Raw genomic sequence first — 19,123 nt, forward strand, 5'->3', positions numbered from 1 at the left:
CAGCGAATGTCCAAAAATCTTCTAGAAACCTTCCTGACGGTTTCCAGAGATCGGCCAATCGGCTGTTGTTCAATACAACTAACGACGTCGCATAACCCAAGAACATCCACCTTCTCGTGAAAGGAACGATCATGGTTTATGCAGCTCATCATCCACGGCAAACGCATCGACCGGTCGGCAAAATCATCGCCATCGCGGCGGCCGTCTCGCTAGTCTCCGGTTTTGGTGCGGGCGCAGGCGTAGCCGCCATCGTGAAAGCGAGCGCAACCAGTCAGCAATCCGTCATGTCTTTGGTAGGGCAGGGAGGCGGCGCCGACACCATGAGCTACGACTACACCGGCAGCTATTCCGGGGCTCTCACCGCCGACGGCAAGTCGGTGGAGTCGAGTGGTGAAACGGTTTCCGCAACCAGCTCCGACCAGAACGCAGCCCTTGTGCAAAATGGCGGAACGTTAACCATCACCAATGGCAAGCTGACCAAATCCGGCGACAGTGACAACGCCGACAACTGCAACTTCTACGGCACCAACTCCGCATTGCTGGCGGTGGGGGAGAAGTCGAAGGCCATCATCTCCGACTCTTCCATTGACGCGACGAGCTCCGGATCGAACGCCATCTTCTCCACCGATTCCGCATCCGTGCTGGCCAATAATGTCAACATCACCACGTCCGCGGCCAACTCGCGTGGCCTTGATGCCACTTATGGAGGCTCGATCATCGCCAATGCGATGACGATTTCGACCAAGGGCGACCACAGTGCGTCACTCGCCACCGATCGCGGCGGCGGATCGGTTTCCGTGACCGACTCCACGCTGAACACGGCCGGCAGTGGCTCCCCACTGCTGTACTCGACCGGCGATATTGAGGTTTCGGGCGTGACCGGTACGGCGAGCGGTTCGCAGATCGCCGGTATGGAGGGCCTGAACACCATCCTGATCAACAATTCGACGCTGGAAAGCACGAATACCGGCACCACCGGTTCCGATCCGGTGGCGAACGGCGTGATCATCTACCAGTCGACCTCCGGTGACGCGGAATCCTCGACCGGTCAACATGCCACCTTCCAGGCGAAGGACTCCACGTTGAAATCGGCGATCACCAGCGGATCGATGTTCTATTTCACCAACACCACAGCCGACGTGGTGCTCTCGAACACCGATCTGGACTTCGACTCGGACGCGGCGAACCTGATCATGGCGGCCGGCAACGATTCGAATAACTGGGGTACCGCAGGCTCGAACGGTGCGACGGTGAACTTCACCGGGCGTTCGCAGACGTTGAAGGGCAAGGTGAGCGCCGACACCATTTCGAGCGTGACGCTCAACCTGCTGGAAGGCTCCACGTGGACGGGTTCCGCTGAAATCACTGAGAATTCCGCCGGTTCGACTTCGGACGCTCCGATCACCGTGAATGTTGACGGCACTTCGACGTGGGTGGTCACGGCCGACACGACCGTCTCCGCCCTGAACGTGGCCGATGGCGGCAAGGTGGTGGACTCCTCCGGCAAAACCGTCACCATCAAGGCCAACGGCAAAACCGTGGTCTCCGGCGACAGTGACCTGACCGTCACGGTCACCGGCTCCTACGGCACCACCGTCGAGGCCGGTTCCGACACCGAACTCAGCTCGGATGTGACTGACCGCACGGCATTCGACAAGCAATTCGGCACCAGCACCTCTTGGTCCTTCTGATCCCCACGGCAAACCCAATATCCAACATCACTGCAATAGCACTCAAAGGAGTACATCATGACTAACTTCGATTTCGATACCAGGAACACCCAAAACCAGCAGCAGAACACCGACGGGCAGCCGACCCAGACCATGCCCGAACAGCAGGGTACGCAGGCTTCGCAGCCCGCTCAGCAATATTATGCGCCGCCCACCCAGCCGGCGCAGCCTGTTCCGGATTCGTTCAATGGTCCGGTTGCCGCGAAGTCCAATACCAAGCTCGGTGGCAAGGTCATCGGCGTCGTGGCGGGCATAAGCCTCTTGTGCGGTCTGGTCGGTGGCGTCGGCGGTGCCTTCGCCGTGAATGCGCTGTCCGGTTCCAATGAGCCGCAGATGAGCCAGCAAGGTGGCCCGAGCCAAGGCGGCCCGGGGCAGATGGGCGGCCAGTCCGGCAATGGCAATTCCCAGAATGGCAATGGCCAGATGGGTGAGCCTCCGAGCGGGCAGGGCGGTCAAAGCGGCTCTGATGGCCAGTCCGATTCCAATGGCAATTCCGGTAGCCAGTCCGACGGCTCCAGCTCCGGCAAGTCCAGTGGTTCGAACTCCAGCAGCAGCTATTCCGACGCCGACGATTCGGACACCATCGCCAGCTGACCGCATATTGTCATGCTGAATGGGAACGCGCGGCGTTTTCCTCCTCGCGGTGAAGGCTTGCGCCTTCATCGCGAGGATTCTTTATGCCCCTAAAACGCTATCTGGCTGCCGTGTGAGCATCTTTGCCCATATGCCCCGATATCGGTTCCTGGGATTCGCTAAAAATAGCGGCCTATAGGAACCGATATCGGGGCATGTCATGTTTTTCGCTCACACGGCAGCCAGATAGCGTTTTAGGGGGTATGAGGTCTCATGTTTTCGGGCACTTGGCATTTTCCCTACGCGATATTACGCGTTTTTTGATAGCGTTGGCCCGGGAGGGTGCACATATGAACGAGCACGAAACAAGCGCGGCCATCGCCGACGAAACCGTTATCGACGCCATCGAAGGTGCGCAAGCCGTTGATGCGGTGACGGCCGATGAATCCAGCGACCCCGCCGATCGCCGCCTGCCGTTGATTTTCCGCATCTACGGCATCATCATGCTGGTCGAGGGTGTGGTCACGCTGCCGATCATCGTGCTTGCGGCCTTGTATGCGGTACGTGCCGTGATCGAAGGCCGTATGGCGGTCGACGCCATCAACCTCACCGTTATCCTGTCGGTCATTCATGCGGTCGTGCTGTTGGCCACCACGGCCTGTCTGGCGGTGTTCGGCGTGCTGCTGGTACTGAACAAACGGCGTCACGTGGCGCAGTGGACATACGTGATGATTCCGCTCACCCTCGCGGAGGGTCTCTTATCGTTGGCGTTGCAAGGTCTTGACGTCAATCTGATCGCTCCGGCCGTGCAGCTGGTCGTGTTGATTGCGTTGCATATCACCGCCGACCCGTCGCTGCGCGAGGAGCGCCGACTGCAGTTCGCCTTGCGCCGCATGGATGCGCGTAGTGAGTACGAGGATGCCGTGGCCGTGGGCATGGCCGGCCGGGATCTGACCGGCAAAGGCTACATTTCGCTGGACTTCTTCAATCTGTTCTGGCTATTCGTGGTCGGTTGCGTGTTCGGTCTGGCGATTGAGACCATCTACCATTTCATTCTGTTCGGCGAGTATCAGGATCGTGCCGGCTTCCTATGGGGGCCATTTTCGCCGATTTACGGCTTTGGCGCGGTGATCCTGACCGTGCTGTTGAATCACCTGTGGCGGTCCAATTGGCTGCTGATTTTCTGTGCCAGTGCGCTGATCGGCGGTGCCTTCGAATATTTCACCAGTTGGTTCATGGAAACGGCCTTCGGCATCACGGCGTGGAACTATACGGGTCAATGGTTGTCGATTGACGGCCGCACTTCCGGCAAGTACATGTTTTTCTGGGGGTTGCTCGGTCTGATATGGGTCAAGCTGATTTTGCCGAGATTGCTGGCGTTGATTCAGCACATTCCGTGGAAGGTGCGTTATTCGTTGACGGCCGTATGCTTCGTGCTGCTGTTCGTCGACGGCGTAATGACGCTGATGGCATTGGACGCCTGGTATTCGCGCATGGCCGGCATCGCCCAGAATTCACCGGTCTCGCAGTTCTTTGCCACCTATTTCAATGATGCGTTCATGGTCGACCGTTTCCAGACCATGTCTATCGACCCGTCTTCCGCTGGCCGCATGTAGCCGTTGCCTCTTCCCCAGACGGGGGAGGATTACGCTGTGGGTGTGACGGCGGTAGGGGGTGCTTGCTATGCCGCGAAGCTTTGCGCCAGCTGTCGAATCAGATCCGGCCTATGCCCGCTCCAGGACGAGTTTGGCGAAATCACCACTGGAATCTGCTTGAATCCGGCGTCCTTGATCTGCTCGAACGTTGAGGGATTCTGCGTCAGGTCAATGGCCACATAGCGTACGCCCAGTTTTGCAAGCTCTTGCTCGGTGGCTTCGCACTGCGGGTTGCTCGGATTGGTGAAAACGGTTACGGTCATCGATTCCTCCCTATGCAAGCTGTACTGGCCACGTTCTTCGGTTGTGCTTGTTCGTCTGCAAACCACTATCTAGGATACACACTACCTGTAGTGGTGTGTCGCGCGTTTCACCACTGCATATAGTGGGGAATTCCCCAGATTGACGTCAGGTACGAACGTTTGTTCGAATGATTCCAGTCTATCCCAAAGCGTGGAATGTGACCCATCTCGCATGTCGCCAATCGAGTCCTCGCCCGTTCCTGAAGCGTGCGCAGGCCGCATCCGTCCATGCCGACCATTGCGGCTGGCGTATCCGTCGCGTCATCGTCCTACGGATTTTCCGCGCAGATGGATTGCCCGGTGGCCAATGCGAACGATCTTCCAGCCCTGAAATGGCATGAGGACACTCAACAACGAAAGGAACAGGAGCCGGAGATGGCGAATGAAATGCCACTGAGATACGGGTTAGTGCTTTCGAAATGACATTGCTACGCAACGAGATACGGGACAAGATGCGCAACGAAACGCGAGATGAGAACCTGTGCCCCCCCAGGGATTCGAACCCTGAACCCACGACTTAAAAGGACGCTGCTCTAACCGTTGAGCTAGAGGGGCAACAGTGACATAGTATACAGCACATTCGGACCAAACGCCACACGAATTGGCGATGCGCGGTGAATCTACCAGTGAATATATCGAGAATTCCGTCGTCACCCATCAAATCGGCCTAGAGTGAGGCATATGTCATGCACCACGATTCTTGTAGGCAAAAAAGCCAGTTACGACGGCTCCACCATCATCGCCCGCGATGACGATTCCGGATCCGGCCGTTACGATCCGAAACGATTCGTCGCCATCACGCCGGAGGTCTCGACCGACAATCTGTATTGGACGAACCGGCTGATTGCGGCGCTCGCCGATGCACATTTCTATGAGACCAGCAATGCGATTGAAGCATTCGCGGAGGCCGCTTGCACGTACGGTCATCGTTTGGTCGAACATACGGATGCCGCCTTACGCAATATCGGCAAGGATTCAGACGATTCGGCCGTCGGCGATTCCGTGGCGGAGACAGCGGGGGAGCCGATTGCCGGGCGGCTGCGGGCGGCCAACGACGAGATGGCGGAATACTTGCGTACGCATGCCACGAAACTGCTCAATGACGTGCTGTACACGTCCAGCAATCTTATGCGCAACGGTTTCGCGATGTCGGATCGCTGGAACTGAGCCCGCCGTACGGCGCATCGGCTCCGGTTCGGCCGACTCAGTTGAATCCGACGACGTGTTCCGCCACGAAATAGCCGTTGCGAATCACGAACCGACCGATTGAGCCGCGCAGATTCAGCGCGCGCGACATGGCCTTTCTGCGTACATCCGCATACATGGAAGGCGAGTAGGCTTTGATGTCCGCCCACATCTCCTTCTTTTTCGCATAGTTTTCCGGCTTGCGAGACAGGATCATGAACACGCTCGCCACGGAAGTCTCAATCGCCAGGAAATGAATCATGTAACGGTACAGGCCTTCCGGCACGGTCCCGCGTTCCGGGGTCGCCCGCACCATGTACTGGTTCACCAGGCGCAGCTGGTCCACGCGGCGGATCATCACGTCGGTCTGTACGCTTTGGCCGTCACGGCCGATGAAATAGTGGTAGAACGGCGTGTCCAGGTACTTGATCGTCTTCACCCACGGGAATGGCTGGTAAGCGTAGATGAAATCCACGTAGAAGGTGTGCTCGGGCAGCTGCATGCCGGATGCGCGCACCACCGCGGTGCGGAAGGTCAGCGCATGCATGAGAATGTATTCCGCCAATCCGAAATGGCCCAGATCGTTCCAGGTCAGTCGTTCGTCGGACTTCATGGCGCGACGGAAGTTCACCACGTGTTTCACGATCTTGCCGACCTTGTCGTACACGTAGTTGGTCACCAGCATGTCGATCGGATCGGTGCGCTCGGCCTCCTCGCGTAGTGTGGCCATTACGAGCTCAAGCGATTCGGCCCCCACCCAATCGTCCGCGTCCACGACCTTCACGTACATGCCGCTCGCCGCCGCGATGCCGGTGTTCACCGCGCCGCCATGCCCCTTGTTGTCCTGATGGATCGCGCGCACCACGCCGGGATGCCGCTGTTCGAAGGACTTCGCCATGGCAAGCGTACCGTCGGACGAACCGTCGTCGATGATCAGCACTTCGATGTCATCGTTGCGTTTCGCGGCAATCAGCGACTCGACGCACCGTCCCAGATACGTTTCCATGTTGTACGCGGGCACCACGAAGGTGAGCGTCTTCTTCTCCTGCATATTCTTCCTTGGGTAAAGCCAAAGGCGTCGGTTACGGTAGCGGATCGTCCGATTGCCGCATAACGAAACTAACGTAGCACCTTGTGCGCTTTCGGGGTACCCGTTATGCACAATCGGTACCCCGAAAGTCGTAAACTGCACCTGAAATTCCCCCTAGGGATACCTTCGGTACATTCGTTGACGTTTGTTCGCTTAACGTCAATCCTTGCGACTGCGGTAGCCGTCAGTCCGCTTCCGTCTCTTCCGGCGAAGAAGTCGCCATCGGGGATGACTGGGGGAGGGGATTCTCGGATTTCGGCCCTTTTACGGCTTTTCTTTCTTCTCTCTCCATGCGTTTTTCCGCCTCCCGTTGCGCCTTGTCCCCTTCGAAACGCAGCTCCGGCTTGGCTTCCATGCGGCTCAGGCCGTACCAGGCGAGATTCACGATGTGCGCGGCCAGCTGCTCCTTGCTGAGCTTGCGCTGGTCGGCCCAATACTGGCAGGTGTATACGGTCATGCCGATGAGCATCTGCGCATAATATGGCACGCCCTTGGCGGGTAGGTGCTGGCGTTTGAACGATTCGGTGAGCAGGTCTTCCACGCGAATGCTGATATCGCCGAGCAGTGAGCTGAACGATCCGGCCGGATCGGTTTTCGGCGAATCTCGGGTGAGCACGCGAAATCCTTTGGCGTTCTCCTCCACATAGGTGAGCAGGGCCAGTGCGGCACGTTCCACGATTTGACGAGGGTGCGCCTGTTGGTCGGACAGCGCGTTGACGAGTGTGTCGGTGAGTGCGCGCATCTCACGGTCCACCACTACGGCGTACAGGCCTTCCTTGCCGCCGAAATGTTCATAGACGATGGGCTTCGATACCTTCGCGGTCGCGGCAATCTCCTCTACGCTTACCGCTTCGAACCCCTTCGACGCGAACAGCGACCGACCGATTTCGATGAGCTGCTCACGTCTTTGGAATGACGTCATCCTGGATGTACTGGCCATGCTGTCCAGTTTTTCACGCCCCGTGGATGAGCTCCTCCGAGTGTCCGATTCTCCAGAATCGGACACATAAGGTACCCGCACACGCCCTTGCATGTCCGATTCTGGAGAATCGGACAACTGTGGGGAAGCGGAGCGTATCTGTTTGTCTGATTCTGGAGAATCGGACATGTAGGATGCCTGCATGTGCCTCTGAGTGTCTGATTCTGGAGAATCGGACAGGTGAGGATGGGGCGATGTGTCCGTTGCGGTTTTTAGGCTGGGATTATGGATACCAATGTGATTATCGCGATTGTCGCCATTGTTGTGATTGCAGCGCTGTTGCTGCTTGGTGGTTGGTGGTTCGGCAAGTCGCGCAAGAAAGCCGTAGACAAGTCCGTTGAGGATGCCAAGGCCAAGGCTGATAAGCGTCTTGCCCAAGAAGTCCAGAAAGCTGAGACGGCCCAAGAAGCCGAGGAAGTCCAGGAAGTAGCGGCCGAAGTCCCTCCGATCGCCTCGACGGAAGAGGCGAAGGCCGCGCCGGCGGTGGAAACCCCGGAGTCCACGGGCTCGCGCATTCAGCGTCTCAAGGCCAAGCTGGCCAAGTCAGGCAATCCTTTTGGCAAGGTATTGTTCAACATCCTCGCCAAGGACCATCTTTCCGAGTCCGATTGGGAGGATGTCGAAGACACCCTGCTACTTGCTGACGTCGGCGCCGAGGCCAGCGAACAGTTGGTTGAGGAACTGCGTAACGATGCCCGCATCAGCGGTCAGTCCGATCCGTCCGAAGTGCGCAAAGCCTTGAAAGACAAACTGCTCAAGCTGGTCGGCACCGATACGGATCGTCGTCTCAACGCCGACAAGGAAGGTGCGAACAAGCCGAGCGTCATCATCATGGTCGGCGTGAACGGCACCGGTAAGACCACCACTGCGGGCAAGCTGGCTCGTCTGTTCGTGGCCGACGGCAAGCAGGTGATGATGGGCGCCGCCGATACGTTCCGTGCGGCGGCCGCCGATCAGCTCGAAACCTGGGGCGCGAAGGTGGGCGTACCGGTCGTGCGCTCCGACAAGGATGGTGCCGACCCGGCGTCCGTCGCATTTGAGGCCAGTGAACAAGCCAAGGAAACGCATGCCGACGTACTCATCATCGATACCGCCGGCCGCTTGCAGAACAAGGCGAATCTCATGGACGAGCTTGGCAAGATCCGCCGCGTCACCGAAAAGAACCTGCCGGTCGACGAAGTGTTGCTCGTACTCGACGCCACCACCGGCCAGAACGGCATGGCGCAGGCGAAGGTGTTCGCCGAAGCGATTGGCATTACCGGCGTGGTGCTGTCCAAGCTGGACGGTTCCGCCAAGGGCGGCATCGTGATTTCCGTACAGAAGGAGCTCGGCGTTCCGGTCAAGCTCGTCGGCTTGGGCGAAGGTCCGGATGATCTCGCTCCGTTCGATCCGGAAGGCTTCGTCGACGGCATCCTCGCCTGAAGGACGGACGCCCCGAATGCAAACGACCGACCCTGCGTGAAGCACGGTCGGCCGTTTGGCATCTTGTGCAGTTCTTCGGAACGGCCTTGCCTGCCATGCCCTCGCTGCTATGCCTGTGCCGGTATGCGCTTGATGGTAAGTTTCAGCAACAGCGGAGCGACCAGCGTGACCAGTGAAATGATGAAGATGATCGTCGAGTAATACTCATTGCCGAGCACATGCTCGTTGAAGCCGATTTGCGCCGTGATCAGCGCCATTTCGCCACGCGGCACCATGCCGGCGCCGATCATCACCGACGAGGCCGCACCGAAGCCGGCCATTGCGCCGCCCAGGCCGCAACCGACGATTTTCGTGATCACGCCGAGAATCGTCATGATCACGATGAATACGATCATGCGTGAATCATCGACCGCGGTCGTATTCAAGCCGATGCCCACGAAAAAGACCGGTACGAACAGCGTATCCCCGACAGGCTCTATATAACGGTCCGTTTCTTCGGCATAGTCGCTGTTGCTCACCGCGATGCCGGCGAAGAATGCGCCGACCGCGTAGCTCAGTCCGGCAAGATCCGAAGCCCACGCCATCGCAAGGCAGATGATCACCGCCATCACCGCGATGCCGGACGGCGCCTTCAGCACGCCCGCAAGCGTCATGAGCGCCGGTGCGATCCATACGATCACCACCACGGCCCCTACGAAGAACGCCGCCTGCTTCAGGATGATGAGTCCCAGGTCGGCCACGTTCACGCTACCGGTGTTCACCAGCGTGCACATTACGGACAGCAGGATCACGCCGATCACGTCGTCGGCCACGGCCGCGCCCAGAATCGACACGCCTTCCTTCGAATCGAGCAGTCCTGCCTCCTTCAGCACCGCCACCGAAATCGACACGGACGTCGCGGAGAACACCACGCCGATGAACGCCGCAGGAATCGGCTCGAATCCGAACGCGAGGCTCACCCCGCCCATGACGACCACCGGGAACACCACGCCCATGCATGCGATGATGATCGCCGCCTTCGAGTATTTCTTCAGCAGTTGCAGATCACAGCCGACGCCGCCCAAGAACATCAGAATGATGATGCCGAGATCGCTGAACAGCGAAATGTAGTCGCTTGAGTGCAGCACATTCAGCAATGCCGGCCCGCAGACGATGCCTACGAGAATCTGTCCGATCACCTCCGGCAGCTGCAGTTTTCTGCAGACCAGTCCTGAACAGGTGGTCAGCGCCAACATGGCGCACAACGAGACGATGAACGTCGCCATATTTTCTCCGTCTTCCTCACGGTACGACAGTGCCTTGTGCATTGCCGTTCTTGCGGATATTCCGTGATGCCTGTCTCCCCGCAACGTATTTCGGCCATGCCGTAAACGGGGGTCTGTTGCGATGTCATGGGATTCGTGCGTACTCCTGCCCTCCGCCAGGTCACATTGTATGAGAATCCTGATTCCATACGATTGCCGATACGAAAAATAGATGAAACATTCGCTGCGGCCATGATCGTGAGGGGTTGTTCAAGGTTGGTTTTCCGCCTTTTTCGCGGTATGTTTCGCGGGGGTATGCCAAAGGTAATCTGCTAGATTGCCGTATATGGCGTTACGTCTCCGTAACACTTCGTAACGTTTTCAAAACGAGGGCGGCGTTCCATACCGTTCTGTCAACCCCACACGATGGGGTCGGAAATTTTCGAATTAGGTAAAGAAAAGAGAGGGAGGGTGACATGGGCCAGCTTGATTCTGGAAATGCTGCGTGGATTTTGACTTCCGCGTCCCTTGTGTTCCTCATGACGCCTGGTGTGGCGTTCTTCTATGGTGGCATGGTTCGTGCGAAGGCCGTATTGAATATGATGATCATGGAGGTGGCCGCATTGTCCGTTACCATGATCATGTGGGTGCTGTGGGGCTGGTCCATCGCCTACGCAGGCTCTTCGGTCGGCGGCATCTTCGGTGATCCGGCAACCGGCTTCCTGCTGAAGGACACGATGGTTGCCGATGACGGCGTCTTCGGTTCGGCCGCGCTGAACTCCAACAACTATCCGGTCAGCGTGGATGTGGCGTTCCAGTCCGCGTTCGCCATGATCACCGTCGCCCTGATCTGCGGCGCCATCGCCGAGCGCGTCAAGTACAGCACTTGGATGATCTTCGTCGCACTGTGGATTACGTTCGATTACGCTCCGCTCGCCCACATGGTGTGGAACGGTGGTCTGCTGTCCGCTGACGGCGCCATCTCCCAGGCCATCGGCGCTGCCGCCCACGACTTCGCAGGTGGTACGGTCGTTCACATCAACGCCGCAGTCGCCGCTCTCGTCATCGTACTGATCATCGGCAAGCGTAAGGGCTTCGGCACTCAGCCGTTCCGCCCGCACAATGTTCCGTTCGTCATGCTCGGCGCCTTCCTGCTGTGGTTCGGCTGGTTCGGCTTCAACGCAGGTTCCGCCTTCGCCGCCGACGGCACCGCCGGCTACGCCTGGGTTTCCACCTCTGCCGCAACCGCTGCCGCAATGCTTACCTGGGGCTTCACCGAGAAGATCCGTACCGGCCACTACACCGCTATGGGTGCCGCTTCCGGTATCGTCGCCGGTCTGGTCGCCATCACCCCGGCCGCCGATGTGGTCTCCCCGCTGTGGGCCATCGTGCTGGGCGGCATCGCGGGCGTGCTCACCTGCCTCGCCTGCGGCCTGAAGTTCAAGTTCGGCTATGACGATTCGCTTGATGTTGTCGGCGTCCACGGCGTCGGCGGCTTCACCGGCACCGTGCTCATCGGTTTCTTCGGTGAGGGCACCGGCCTGTTCGCTGGCGGTGATTGGCGTCAGCTGGTCGTGCAGCTGCTCGTGGCGATCGTGGCCATCATCTGGTCCGCCGTCATCACCGGCATCATCGCCTTCGCTCTGGAGAAGACCATCGGCTGGCGCGTCACCGAAGCCCAGGAAGTCGGCGGCATCGATCTTGCCGACCAAGGCGAACGTGCTTACGATTTTGCTGGTACCGCAAGCTCTGTTCTCAAGGAGGTGAAGTGAGATGAAGCTCATTACCGCTATCATCCAGCCGCATAAGCTTGACGATGTCAAGGAAGCCCTCGCTGCCGCAGGCGTGCACGGTCTGACCGTGTCCGAAGCCAACGGTTACGGCCGTCAGCGTGGCCACACCGAGGTCTATCGTGGCGCCGAATACACTGTGGACCTGATTCCGAAGATCCGCATCGAGGTGCTGGCCGATGACGCCGACGCCGAGACGCTGGTCGGTGTGATCGTCAAGTCCGCCGGCTCCGGCACCATCGGTGACGGCAAGGTGTGGGTTGCACCGCTCGACTCGGTGACCCGCGTGCGCACCGGCGAGACTGGCTCGGCTGCCATCTGATCCGCATCGGTTCGGATAGGCCGTATTAAAGACCCCCGGGTTATTCTCGGGTTATCAATAAGACAGATCCCCGTACGTGCTATGTGCCGTGCGGGGATTTTCGTTTCCCTCCATCCTCCTTCTGATGGCGAGACGCCGTACGGGGCGCGGCGGAGGGGCGCAATCGTCAAAAGGACTTGCACTATGACTTCTGCAGTCGATGGTCTCAAGCAACGTTTCATGGCCATGAGCCAGCCGGATGCCGACGGCGTGTACCGCGATGGTGCGGCGAAACGCAAGGCCCGTACCGATCTGGCCATGACTTGCCTCAAACAGCTCTGGCAGGAGGCTCTCGATGCGGTCTCCTTCGAAGTGCCCGCCACTGGCATCGGCCTTGGCGCGGTCGGCTCGCTGGCTCGCGGTCAGGTTGGACCGGGCTCCGACCTTGATCTGGTGGTCATTTATGAACCGCACGCCCTGACCGATCGGCAACTCAACGAGCTCGCCAACAAACTGTGGTACCCGATTTGGGATTCAGGGCTTGACCTCGACCAGTCCGTCCGCACCCGCACCCAATGCGAGGCCGTCACTGACCATGATCTGCCTGCGGCCATGGGATGGCTTGACGTGGTGCCGATTGCGGGAGATACGCAGCTCATCGAAACCACGGCCACCTCCATTCTCGAACGATGGCGCAAGGCCGCCCGCAAGCGTTTGCCGGAACTGCTCGGTTCCGCCACGTCCCGACTCAACGAATTCGGCCGTATGGCCTACATCAACCAACCCGATATCAAGGAGGCCCGTGGTGGTCTGCGCGATTCGGTGCTGGTCGCGGCGCTTGCCGCCTCCTGGCTGGCCGATCGTCCGCACGGCCGGTACGACGATGCCGTCGAACGTCTGCTCGACGTGCGCGACTGCATTCATCTGGTCGCCAACAAAGACACGAACATACTGCTTTCGCCCTATCAGGCCAAGGTGTCCGCAATGCTGGGCCTTGCCGACCCGACGTTGCCGGATGGCGAACGCGAAGCCAAGTCGATCGACGATCTGCAGACGCTGCTTGCCCGGGTCGGTCGCCAAATCGCGTTTTCCTTGGATTCCACCGCCTCGCGAGCCGAGCATTCCCTCACCCATGAGAAGCCGAGATTCGCTTTCTTCCAGGTGTTCCAGCCACGCGGCGGCGGCAGGCGGCAGGCGCCGACCTTCGATGTGATCGCCCCCGGCGTGGCCAAGCATGAGGAGGAGATCGTGCTGGCCCCCGGTGCCGATCCGAAGACCGACGCGAAACTCGCGTTGCGTGTTGCCGTCGCATCCGCCGAGTTCGGGCTGCCGATCGCACCTGGCACGTTGCAGAATCTCAGGAACTGCCCCATTCGCGACCGTGATTGGGATGAGGAATCCCGCAAGCTGTTCGTGCGCCTGCTCGCCACCGGCCCGGAACTGCTCAACGTGTGGGAGGAGATCGATTTCGTGGACATTCCCGGCCGTTGGATTCCCGAATGGCTGGGCGTGCGCAACCGCCCAAGCGCTTCGGCCGCGCACCGATACACCATCGACCGTCATATGGTTGAGGTGACCACACGCCTTGGTCGCGAAACCCCACGCGGCAACCGGTATGACGACAGGCATTACACGGCCCTGCTGCTGGCCGGCATCCTGCATGACATCGGCAAGCGCCCGGGCGTTACGAACCATGCGTCCGAGGGTGCACGTCATGCCTCCACGGTGCTTAAACGCATGGGTTTCGACCGTGACATCATCTGGTGGGTCACGTTGCTGGTCCGTGAGCATCTGACGCTCTCGGAATTCGCGACCGGGCAGAATCCCAACGATCCGACGGTCGGCGACGAGCTGGCCTCTCGCATAGATCATGATCCGGTGCTGCTCGACATGCTGTTCGACCTGACCCGCGCCGACGGCTCCTCGCTCGGCGCCACTTCGGGCGAGACCATTTCCAAACAGTACGGTTGGAGCAAGTGGCGCGAATCGCTTGTGCGCAACATGTACAACGCCACCCGCTACCACATGTGAGCCGGCAGTTTCCGCGCCGTCGCGATTCTTGATTCGAACATGACGTTTCATGACGAAGGCTTTCGTGCGTTTCGCCGTGAAACGTCGTTCAACGCCGATTCACCAAAATGTGGGGAACATAGCATCTTCCGTTCACTTCGGCAAATCGGCGCTGACGCACTCTCCAGATCCGGTGGATTGTCCCCAAGTTATCCACTCAGTTGTCCCCATGTTGTGGAAAACCATGCCGCTTGTCCACGTAGTTATCCCCAAAATGTGCATAACTCGCTGATTTTCGGATTCGTTATCCACAATACCCCTTGCATAGCGTGTCGCGGCCCCATCAGGCATGGAGACAAGGGAAACGAAAGCGCGCGCCATCCACACGCAATCGAACATGGGGAGATTCGGACGCAATCCATCCACACCACCGTTCGTGACTATGCACAGGTATTATGGTTTTCCTCGGTATCGAATCGATACCGAGGAAGCACTGATGATTGCGGTTGGTGAGCATGGCAGAAGAGACTACTTGGAACGGCGCCCCTGCACAGGGTCGGCGAAACGGCGGATTCACGCCGAGCGGAGGCAACGGCTTCAGCGGCGGCAATGCCGTACGCGACATGATTTTCGACCGCATCCCACCGCACGACGATGACGCGGAAATGGCCGTGCTCGGCGGCATGCTGATGAGCAAGGACGCCATCGGCGAAGTCTCCCAGACCATCGACGTCACCGATTTCTACCAGCCGCGCAACCAGACCGTCTACGAGGCGATCATCAGCCTGTTCGCCGCCTCGCAACCGGTCGACGCGGTGCTCGTGGCCAACCAGCTACTGAAAGACGGCGATCTCGAAAAAGTGGGGGGAAGCGACTATCTGCATAGTCTCGTCGCTTCCGTACCGACCGCCGCGAACGCGACGTTCTATGCCGACATCATCCATCAGCGCGCCATCCTGCGCAACGTGATCGCGGCCGGCACCAAAATCGCACAGCTCGGCTATACCGCGGAAGGCTCCCAAGCGGAAGACGTCGTCAATCTGGCGCAGGCCGAAGTCTATGAGATGTCCACCGGTAAAGTGCGACAGGATTATGCGGCCATCGGCCCGGTAATCGGCGACACCCTCGACCAGATCGAACGTCTGCAGAACGGTGAGGTCTCACGCGGCGTGCCGACCGGATTTCGTGACATCGACGATGTGACGCAGGGTCTGCAGCCGGGACAGATGATCGTCGTGGCGGGCCGACCGGCCATGGGCAAGTCCACGCTCGGCGTCGATTTCGCGCGTGCGGCGTCGCTGCACCACGGCATGCCCACCGTCATCTTCAGCTTGGAAATGAGCAAAACCGAACTGGCGCAACGTATCATCGCCGCCGAAGCGAATATTCCGCTGGCCGCCATGCGCCGCGCCGACGATATCACGCCGGAACGCTGGAACATGCTCAACAATCTGCAGGACGCCCTGCAGAACGCGCCGCTGTTCATCGACGACAGTCCGAACATGAGCCTGATGGAGATCCGTGCGAAATGCCGCCGCCTCAAGCAGACGAACGATCTGAAACTCGTCGTGATCGACTACCTGCAGCTCATGACCTCCGGCAAGGCCGTGGAAAGCCGACAGCAGGAGGTGTCCGACTTTTCGCGTGCGCTGAAACTGCTCGCCAAGGAGCTTGAGGTGCCGGTGGTGGCGCTGAGCCAGCTGAACCGTGGCCCGGAAATGCGTAACGACAAGAAGCCGCAGCTGTCCGATCTTCGTGAATCCGGCTCCATCGAACAGGATGCCGATGTGGTGTTCCTCGTGCACAGGCCGGACTTCTACGACAAGGAGGACCGCCCGGGCGAGGCCGACATCATCATGGCGAAGCACCGTAACGGCCCGACCGACACGTTCCATCTGGCGTTCCTTGGCGCGTATTCGAAGTTCAAGGACATGCCGCAGGACTACCAGCAGGAGGTGTGATATGGCTTGGAACTCCTTTGCGACGCCATTGATCGGCAAGGCCGTTCGCGCGGCCTCCCGTCTCGCACATGGTGGCGGCAGCGCGTTCCCGGGCAAGATCGTCGAGCGGATCGACCCCGGCTTTCTGGCACGTACGCTGGACCGCCTGCCGCTCGGCGTGGTGCTGGTCTCCGGCACGAACGGCAAGACGACCACCACGCGCATGGTGGCGAGCATGCTGGAATCGTTGGGATTGAAGGTATTCACGAACCCGACCGGCTCGAACTTCACACGTGGTGTGGTCTCGTCGCTGCTGAGTGAGGTCTCGCTTTCCGGCAAGCTGGATGCGGATATCGCGGTTTTGGAACTCGATGAGGCGTATGCCGTGCATTTCGTCAGGCAGGTGCAGCCCGATTACTGTCTGCTGCTCAATGTGATGCGCGACCAGCTCGACCGCTTCGGCGAAATCGACAACACCGCACGATTGTTGAGCAAGGCCGCGGAAGCGACCACCGGAACCGTCGTACTCAATCGCGAGGATCCGCGCATCGCACGGCTTGCGGACGTCGTGCATGCCGAAGACGGTGTGGAAGTGCGCTATTTCGGTCTTGATGCGTCATTGCGCGGCTTCTTTCCGTCCGATGACGACATGCAGACGACCGTCGACACGGAAAGCGGGGAATCCGCGGCGAACGCAACCCACATCAATCCACCGCAGGATGTGGATAAGTCGGTTGCGTCATCCGTCGAGTCAACCGAAATCGCAGACTCTGCCGAACCATCGGCGGACGTGACGTTGCTCGCCGTCGGCGACCACCGCGCAAGTTTCGGCATCGACGGCAAAACCTACGAAACCGACGTCAGGCTGGAAGGCGTCTACAACCTGTATAACGCGGCGGCAGCGCTTGCCGTCGTGCGTGCCGTCGCCGCCGATGCGAACGCCATGTTCCTGCCGTTCCTCGGTGCGGATGCCAACGACTCCGGGGATTCAGCCGCAGACTTCGCCACGCAGGCCGTCTATTCCACCGGCCCAATCGAGTCGCCGGAAGTCGACGTGCCGTCTGCCAAGACCCTGCGCAAGCTTGGTATTTCGCCGCGCATCGTAGATTTCGCACGGTCCACCACGCAGGCCATGATCGACGCGGCGGCGCAGGTCACGCCGGCATTCGGCCGCGGCGAAGTCATCGATGTGAACGGCTCTCCCGTGGAACTGCTGCTCGTCAAGAATCCCATGGGATTCCGCCTGTCGCTCGCCTCCTTCAAACCGGAAGGCTGCGACACCATGATCTGCATCAACGACGAATACGCCGACGGTCGCGACATGAGCTGGCTGTGGGACGTGGACTTCACCTCCTTGCGCGGCACCGGCGTCAGGATGGTTTCCGGCGTACGCGCATGGGACATGGCCCTGCGTCTCGAATACGATCAGGTGCCGGTCGAGGCCGTCAGCACCGAGCTCGAAGAGTCCGTCACGGCATTCGTAAACGCGAACCCCGGTACGCGCAAGCACATCTACTGCACATACACCGCCATGCTCAAGGTGCGCGCTGCCCTGGGTAGGATCGCCGACGTCTCCGACGCGGGCGTGGGCAAATAATAAGGGAAGGCGAGGAATATGAGTCAGGCAATCGACATCGTGTCGCTGTACCCGAAAGACATGAACATCTACGGCGACTCCGGCAACGTGCTCACCATCCAGCGGCGTCTCGCGCTATACGGCTACGAACCGCACGTGCATGCCTACAATCAGGGCGACGAGTGGCCCGAGCACGTCGACATGATTCTCGGCGGCGGCGGCCAGGACACCGGTCAGAAGAAAATCATCGGCGACTTCTTCATGCGCGCCGATCTGCTGCGCTCACTTGCGGCCGACGGTATGCCGATGCTCATGATCTGCGGCCTGTACCAGTTGTTCGGCGAATATTTCGAGACGGTCGACGGCTCCCGGCTGGACGGCATCGGCGTGATCGGCGCCTATACGGTCGGTCGGGAAGTGCGTATGATCGGCAATCTGACCGAAACGTCCGACGACTTCGGCAAGATCGTCGGCTACGAAAACCATTCCGGCCAGACGTTCCTGCGCGAGGGGGTGCAGCCGCTCGGCCATGTCGAAGCGGACGGCACCGGCAACAACGGTGAGGATCATACCGAGGGAGCCCGCGTGAACAATGTGATCGGCACATACATGCACGGTTCGTTGCTACCGAAGAATCCGGCCATTGCGGACTTTCTGATTCGTACCGCGGTCGAGCGCCGCTACGGCACGTTCGATCCGGTCGCGGTCGGCCAGACCTCCGCACAGAAGGCTGCGCTGAACCGTATCAACGAGGTTGCGCAACGTGCGCGCCGCGTGGCTATGTCCCGCCCGCGCTAGGTGGCGGTCGGTCTGACGGTTCGGGCTGGTTCCTACGGAAGCTCGCTGGTTCCCACGAAAACCGGCTCATTTCCACGTGAAACCGCTCCGTTCCCACAAATACCAATCTATCTATGACACCCAGCCATCATAAACAGGCCAGTATTTGTGGAAATGGAGCGTTGCTTGCTAGAAATAGGCCGTAATCAGGAGGATTGGCCAGTTTCATTCAATGCGGGTGTGAAGAAAGTGCGATAGAGTGGTACCACCATCACCCAAGGGAGGTAATCATGGCTGATTTTGATTTTGGTGACGGCCTGCGCAAGGTTTTTCTCGCCGGCGTCGGTGCTCTGGCGACCACCGTTGAAAAGAGCCAGGAGATCGTAGACGATCTTGTCAAGAAGGGCGAGCTGACCGTGGAGCAAGGCAAGGCCCTCAACGCCGAACTCAAGCACAAGGTCCAGGAGGCCAAGGAAGCTTCGGAAGAGGCCAAGCCCGAAGCCGAAACGGAAACCAAGGCCGAGTAGCATTCGTTCGATTCGCCGTCTG

Annotated in this window: 16 protein-coding genes and 1 tRNA gene; 12 read left to right on the plus strand and 5 right to left on the minus strand. The window is 59.5% G+C overall.

Annotation, left to right across the window (positions count from 1 at the left end; translation table 11 throughout):
- The first annotated feature begins 131 nt into the window (after positions 1–131).
- The 3 genes from BBDE_RS00845 to BBDE_RS00855 all read left to right on the plus strand — a co-directional run bounded on the left by BBDE_RS00845 (position 132) and on the right by BBDE_RS00855 (position 3,919).
- Entirely contained in the window at positions 132–1,691 is a 1,560-nt protein-coding gene (locus BBDE_RS00845; protein ID WP_003837831.1) for a hypothetical protein, read from the plus strand.
- 57 nt (positions 1,692–1,748) lie between these two features.
- Positions 1,749–2,324, plus strand: coding sequence for a hypothetical protein (locus tag BBDE_RS00850; protein WP_003837827.1), 576 nt, complete (start codon positions 1,749–1,751; stop codon positions 2,322–2,324).
- Positions 2,325–2,653: 329 nt separating this feature from the next.
- A complete protein-coding gene (locus BBDE_RS00855) occupies positions 2,654–3,919 on the plus strand; it encodes a putative ABC transporter permease (protein ID WP_012901803.1) in 1,266 nt (421 codons plus the stop codon).
- Positions 3,920–3,984: 65 nt separating this feature from the next.
- Here BBDE_RS00855 and BBDE_RS00860 read toward each other — a convergent pair whose 3' ends face one another.
- Entirely contained in the window at positions 3,985–4,221 is a 237-nt protein-coding gene (locus BBDE_RS00860) for a glutaredoxin family protein (RefSeq protein WP_003837823.1), read from the minus strand.
- 521 nt (positions 4,222–4,742) lie between these two features.
- Positions 4,743–4,815, minus strand: a tRNA-Lys gene (locus BBDE_RS00870).
- Between the two features lie 126 nt (positions 4,816–4,941).
- Here BBDE_RS00870 and BBDE_RS00875 point away from each other — a divergent pair.
- The gene (locus tag BBDE_RS00875; protein ID WP_003837821.1) at positions 4,942–5,427 is read left to right on the plus strand and encodes a C69 family dipeptidase; all 486 of its coding nucleotides are present in this window, start codon (positions 4,942–4,944) and stop codon (positions 5,425–5,427) included.
- Positions 5,428–5,464: 37 nt separating this feature from the next.
- On the opposite strand, the gene BBDE_RS00880 is transcribed toward BBDE_RS00875, so the two are convergent.
- Positions 5,465–6,496 carry a glycosyltransferase family 2 protein gene (locus BBDE_RS00880; RefSeq protein WP_003837819.1) on the minus strand — a complete coding sequence of 344 codons (1,032 nt, stop codon included), beginning with the start codon at positions 6,494–6,496 and terminating at the stop codon, positions 5,465–5,467.
- Positions 6,497–6,719: 223 nt separating this feature from the next.
- Positions 6,720–7,475, minus strand: a complete 756-nt coding sequence (locus BBDE_RS00885; protein ID WP_012901805.1) for a TetR/AcrR family transcriptional regulator — start codon at positions 7,473–7,475, stop codon at positions 6,720–6,722.
- A 264-nt stretch (positions 7,476–7,739) separates the two neighbouring features.
- Here BBDE_RS00885 and ftsY point away from each other — a divergent pair, with 264 nt between their 5' ends.
- On the plus strand, positions 7,740–8,936 hold the full coding sequence (gene ftsY, locus BBDE_RS00890; RefSeq protein ID WP_003837815.1) for a signal recognition particle-docking protein FtsY: 1,197 nt from the start codon (positions 7,740–7,742) through the stop codon (positions 8,934–8,936).
- Positions 8,937–9,043: 107 nt separating this feature from the next.
- Here ftsY and BBDE_RS00895 read toward each other — a convergent pair whose 3' ends face one another.
- The gene (locus BBDE_RS00895; RefSeq protein ID WP_003837813.1) at positions 9,044–10,243 is read right to left on the minus strand and encodes a cation:proton antiporter; all 1,200 of its coding nucleotides are present in this window, start codon (positions 10,241–10,243) and stop codon (positions 9,044–9,046) included.
- Between the two features lie 413 nt (positions 10,244–10,656).
- Here BBDE_RS00895 and BBDE_RS00900 point away from each other — a divergent pair, with 413 nt between their 5' ends.
- From BBDE_RS00900 to BBDE_RS00935, 7 genes are all read left to right on the plus strand, one after another.
- A complete protein-coding gene (locus BBDE_RS00900; RefSeq protein WP_003837811.1) occupies positions 10,657–11,952 on the plus strand; it encodes an ammonium transporter in 1,296 nt (431 codons plus the stop codon).
- Between the two features lies 1 nt (position 11,953).
- On the plus strand, positions 11,954–12,292 hold the full coding sequence (locus BBDE_RS00905; RefSeq protein ID WP_003828096.1) for a P-II family nitrogen regulator: 339 nt from the start codon (positions 11,954–11,956) through the stop codon (positions 12,290–12,292).
- 183 nt (positions 12,293–12,475) lie between these two features.
- Complete coding sequence (locus tag BBDE_RS00910) at positions 12,476–14,302, plus strand: nucleotidyltransferase domain-containing protein (protein ID WP_003837809.1); 1,827 nt, start codon at positions 12,476–12,478, stop codon at positions 14,300–14,302.
- Between the two features lie 494 nt (positions 14,303–14,796).
- On the plus strand, positions 14,797–16,242 hold the full coding sequence (gene dnaB, locus BBDE_RS00920; RefSeq protein WP_033489148.1) for a replicative DNA helicase: 1,446 nt from the start codon (positions 14,797–14,799) through the stop codon (positions 16,240–16,242).
- Between the two features lies 1 nt (position 16,243).
- Positions 16,244–17,818 (plus strand): Mur ligase family protein, encoded by a 1,575-nt coding sequence (locus BBDE_RS00925; protein ID WP_003837804.1) that lies wholly within the window; start codon positions 16,244–16,246, stop codon positions 17,816–17,818.
- Between the two features lie 18 nt (positions 17,819–17,836).
- Positions 17,837–18,595, plus strand: a complete 759-nt coding sequence (locus tag BBDE_RS00930; RefSeq protein ID WP_003837803.1) for a type 1 glutamine amidotransferase — start codon at positions 17,837–17,839, stop codon at positions 18,593–18,595.
- A 269-nt stretch (positions 18,596–18,864) separates the two neighbouring features.
- On the plus strand, positions 18,865–19,101 hold the full coding sequence (locus BBDE_RS00935) for a phasin family protein (RefSeq protein ID WP_003837802.1): 237 nt from the start codon (positions 18,865–18,867) through the stop codon (positions 19,099–19,101).
- Positions 19,102–19,123: the final 22 nt, after the last annotated feature.

Source organism: Bifidobacterium dentium JCM 1195 = DSM 20436 (assembly GCF_001042595.1).
Lineage (GTDB): Bacteria > Actinomycetota > Actinomycetes > Actinomycetales > Bifidobacteriaceae > Bifidobacterium > Bifidobacterium dentium.

Excerpts from the sequence above, each read along its gene's own strand:
- BBDE_RS00845 (WP_003837831.1), top strand. The coding sequence starts at position 132 with ATGGTTTATGCAGCTCATCATCCACGGCAAACGCATCGACCGGTCGGC.
- BBDE_RS00850 (WP_003837827.1), top strand. The coding sequence starts at position 1,749 with ATGACTAACTTCGATTTCGATACCAGGAACACCCAAAACCAGCAGCAG.
- BBDE_RS00855 (WP_012901803.1), top strand. The coding sequence starts at position 2,654 with ATGAACGAGCACGAAACAAGCGCGGCCATCGCCGACGAAACCGTTATC.
- BBDE_RS00860 (WP_003837823.1), bottom strand. The coding sequence starts at position 4,221 with ATGACCGTAACCGTTTTCACCAATCCGAGCAACCCGCAGTGCGAAGCC.
- BBDE_RS00875 (WP_003837821.1), top strand. The coding sequence starts at position 4,942 with ATGTCATGCACCACGATTCTTGTAGGCAAAAAAGCCAGTTACGACGGC.
- BBDE_RS00880 (WP_003837819.1), bottom strand. The coding sequence starts at position 6,496 with ATGCAGGAGAAGAAGACGCTCACCTTCGTGGTGCCCGCGTACAACATG.
- BBDE_RS00885 (WP_012901805.1), bottom strand. The coding sequence starts at position 7,475 with ATGGCCAGTACATCCAGGATGACGTCATTCCAAAGACGTGAGCAGCTC.
- ftsY (WP_003837815.1), top strand. The coding sequence starts at position 7,740 with ATGGATACCAATGTGATTATCGCGATTGTCGCCATTGTTGTGATTGCA.
- BBDE_RS00895 (WP_003837813.1), bottom strand. The coding sequence starts at position 10,243 with ATGCACAAGGCACTGTCGTACCGTGAGGAAGACGGAGAAAATATGGCG.
- BBDE_RS00900 (WP_003837811.1), top strand. The coding sequence starts at position 10,657 with ATGGGCCAGCTTGATTCTGGAAATGCTGCGTGGATTTTGACTTCCGCG.
- BBDE_RS00905 (WP_003828096.1), top strand. The coding sequence starts at position 11,954 with ATGAAGCTCATTACCGCTATCATCCAGCCGCATAAGCTTGACGATGTC.
- BBDE_RS00910 (WP_003837809.1), top strand. The coding sequence starts at position 12,476 with ATGACTTCTGCAGTCGATGGTCTCAAGCAACGTTTCATGGCCATGAGC.
- dnaB (WP_033489148.1), top strand. The coding sequence starts at position 14,797 with ATGGCAGAAGAGACTACTTGGAACGGCGCCCCTGCACAGGGTCGGCGA.
- BBDE_RS00925 (WP_003837804.1), top strand. The coding sequence starts at position 16,244 with ATGGCTTGGAACTCCTTTGCGACGCCATTGATCGGCAAGGCCGTTCGC.
- BBDE_RS00930 (WP_003837803.1), top strand. The coding sequence starts at position 17,837 with ATGAGTCAGGCAATCGACATCGTGTCGCTGTACCCGAAAGACATGAAC.
- BBDE_RS00935 (WP_003837802.1), top strand. The coding sequence starts at position 18,865 with ATGGCTGATTTTGATTTTGGTGACGGCCTGCGCAAGGTTTTTCTCGCC.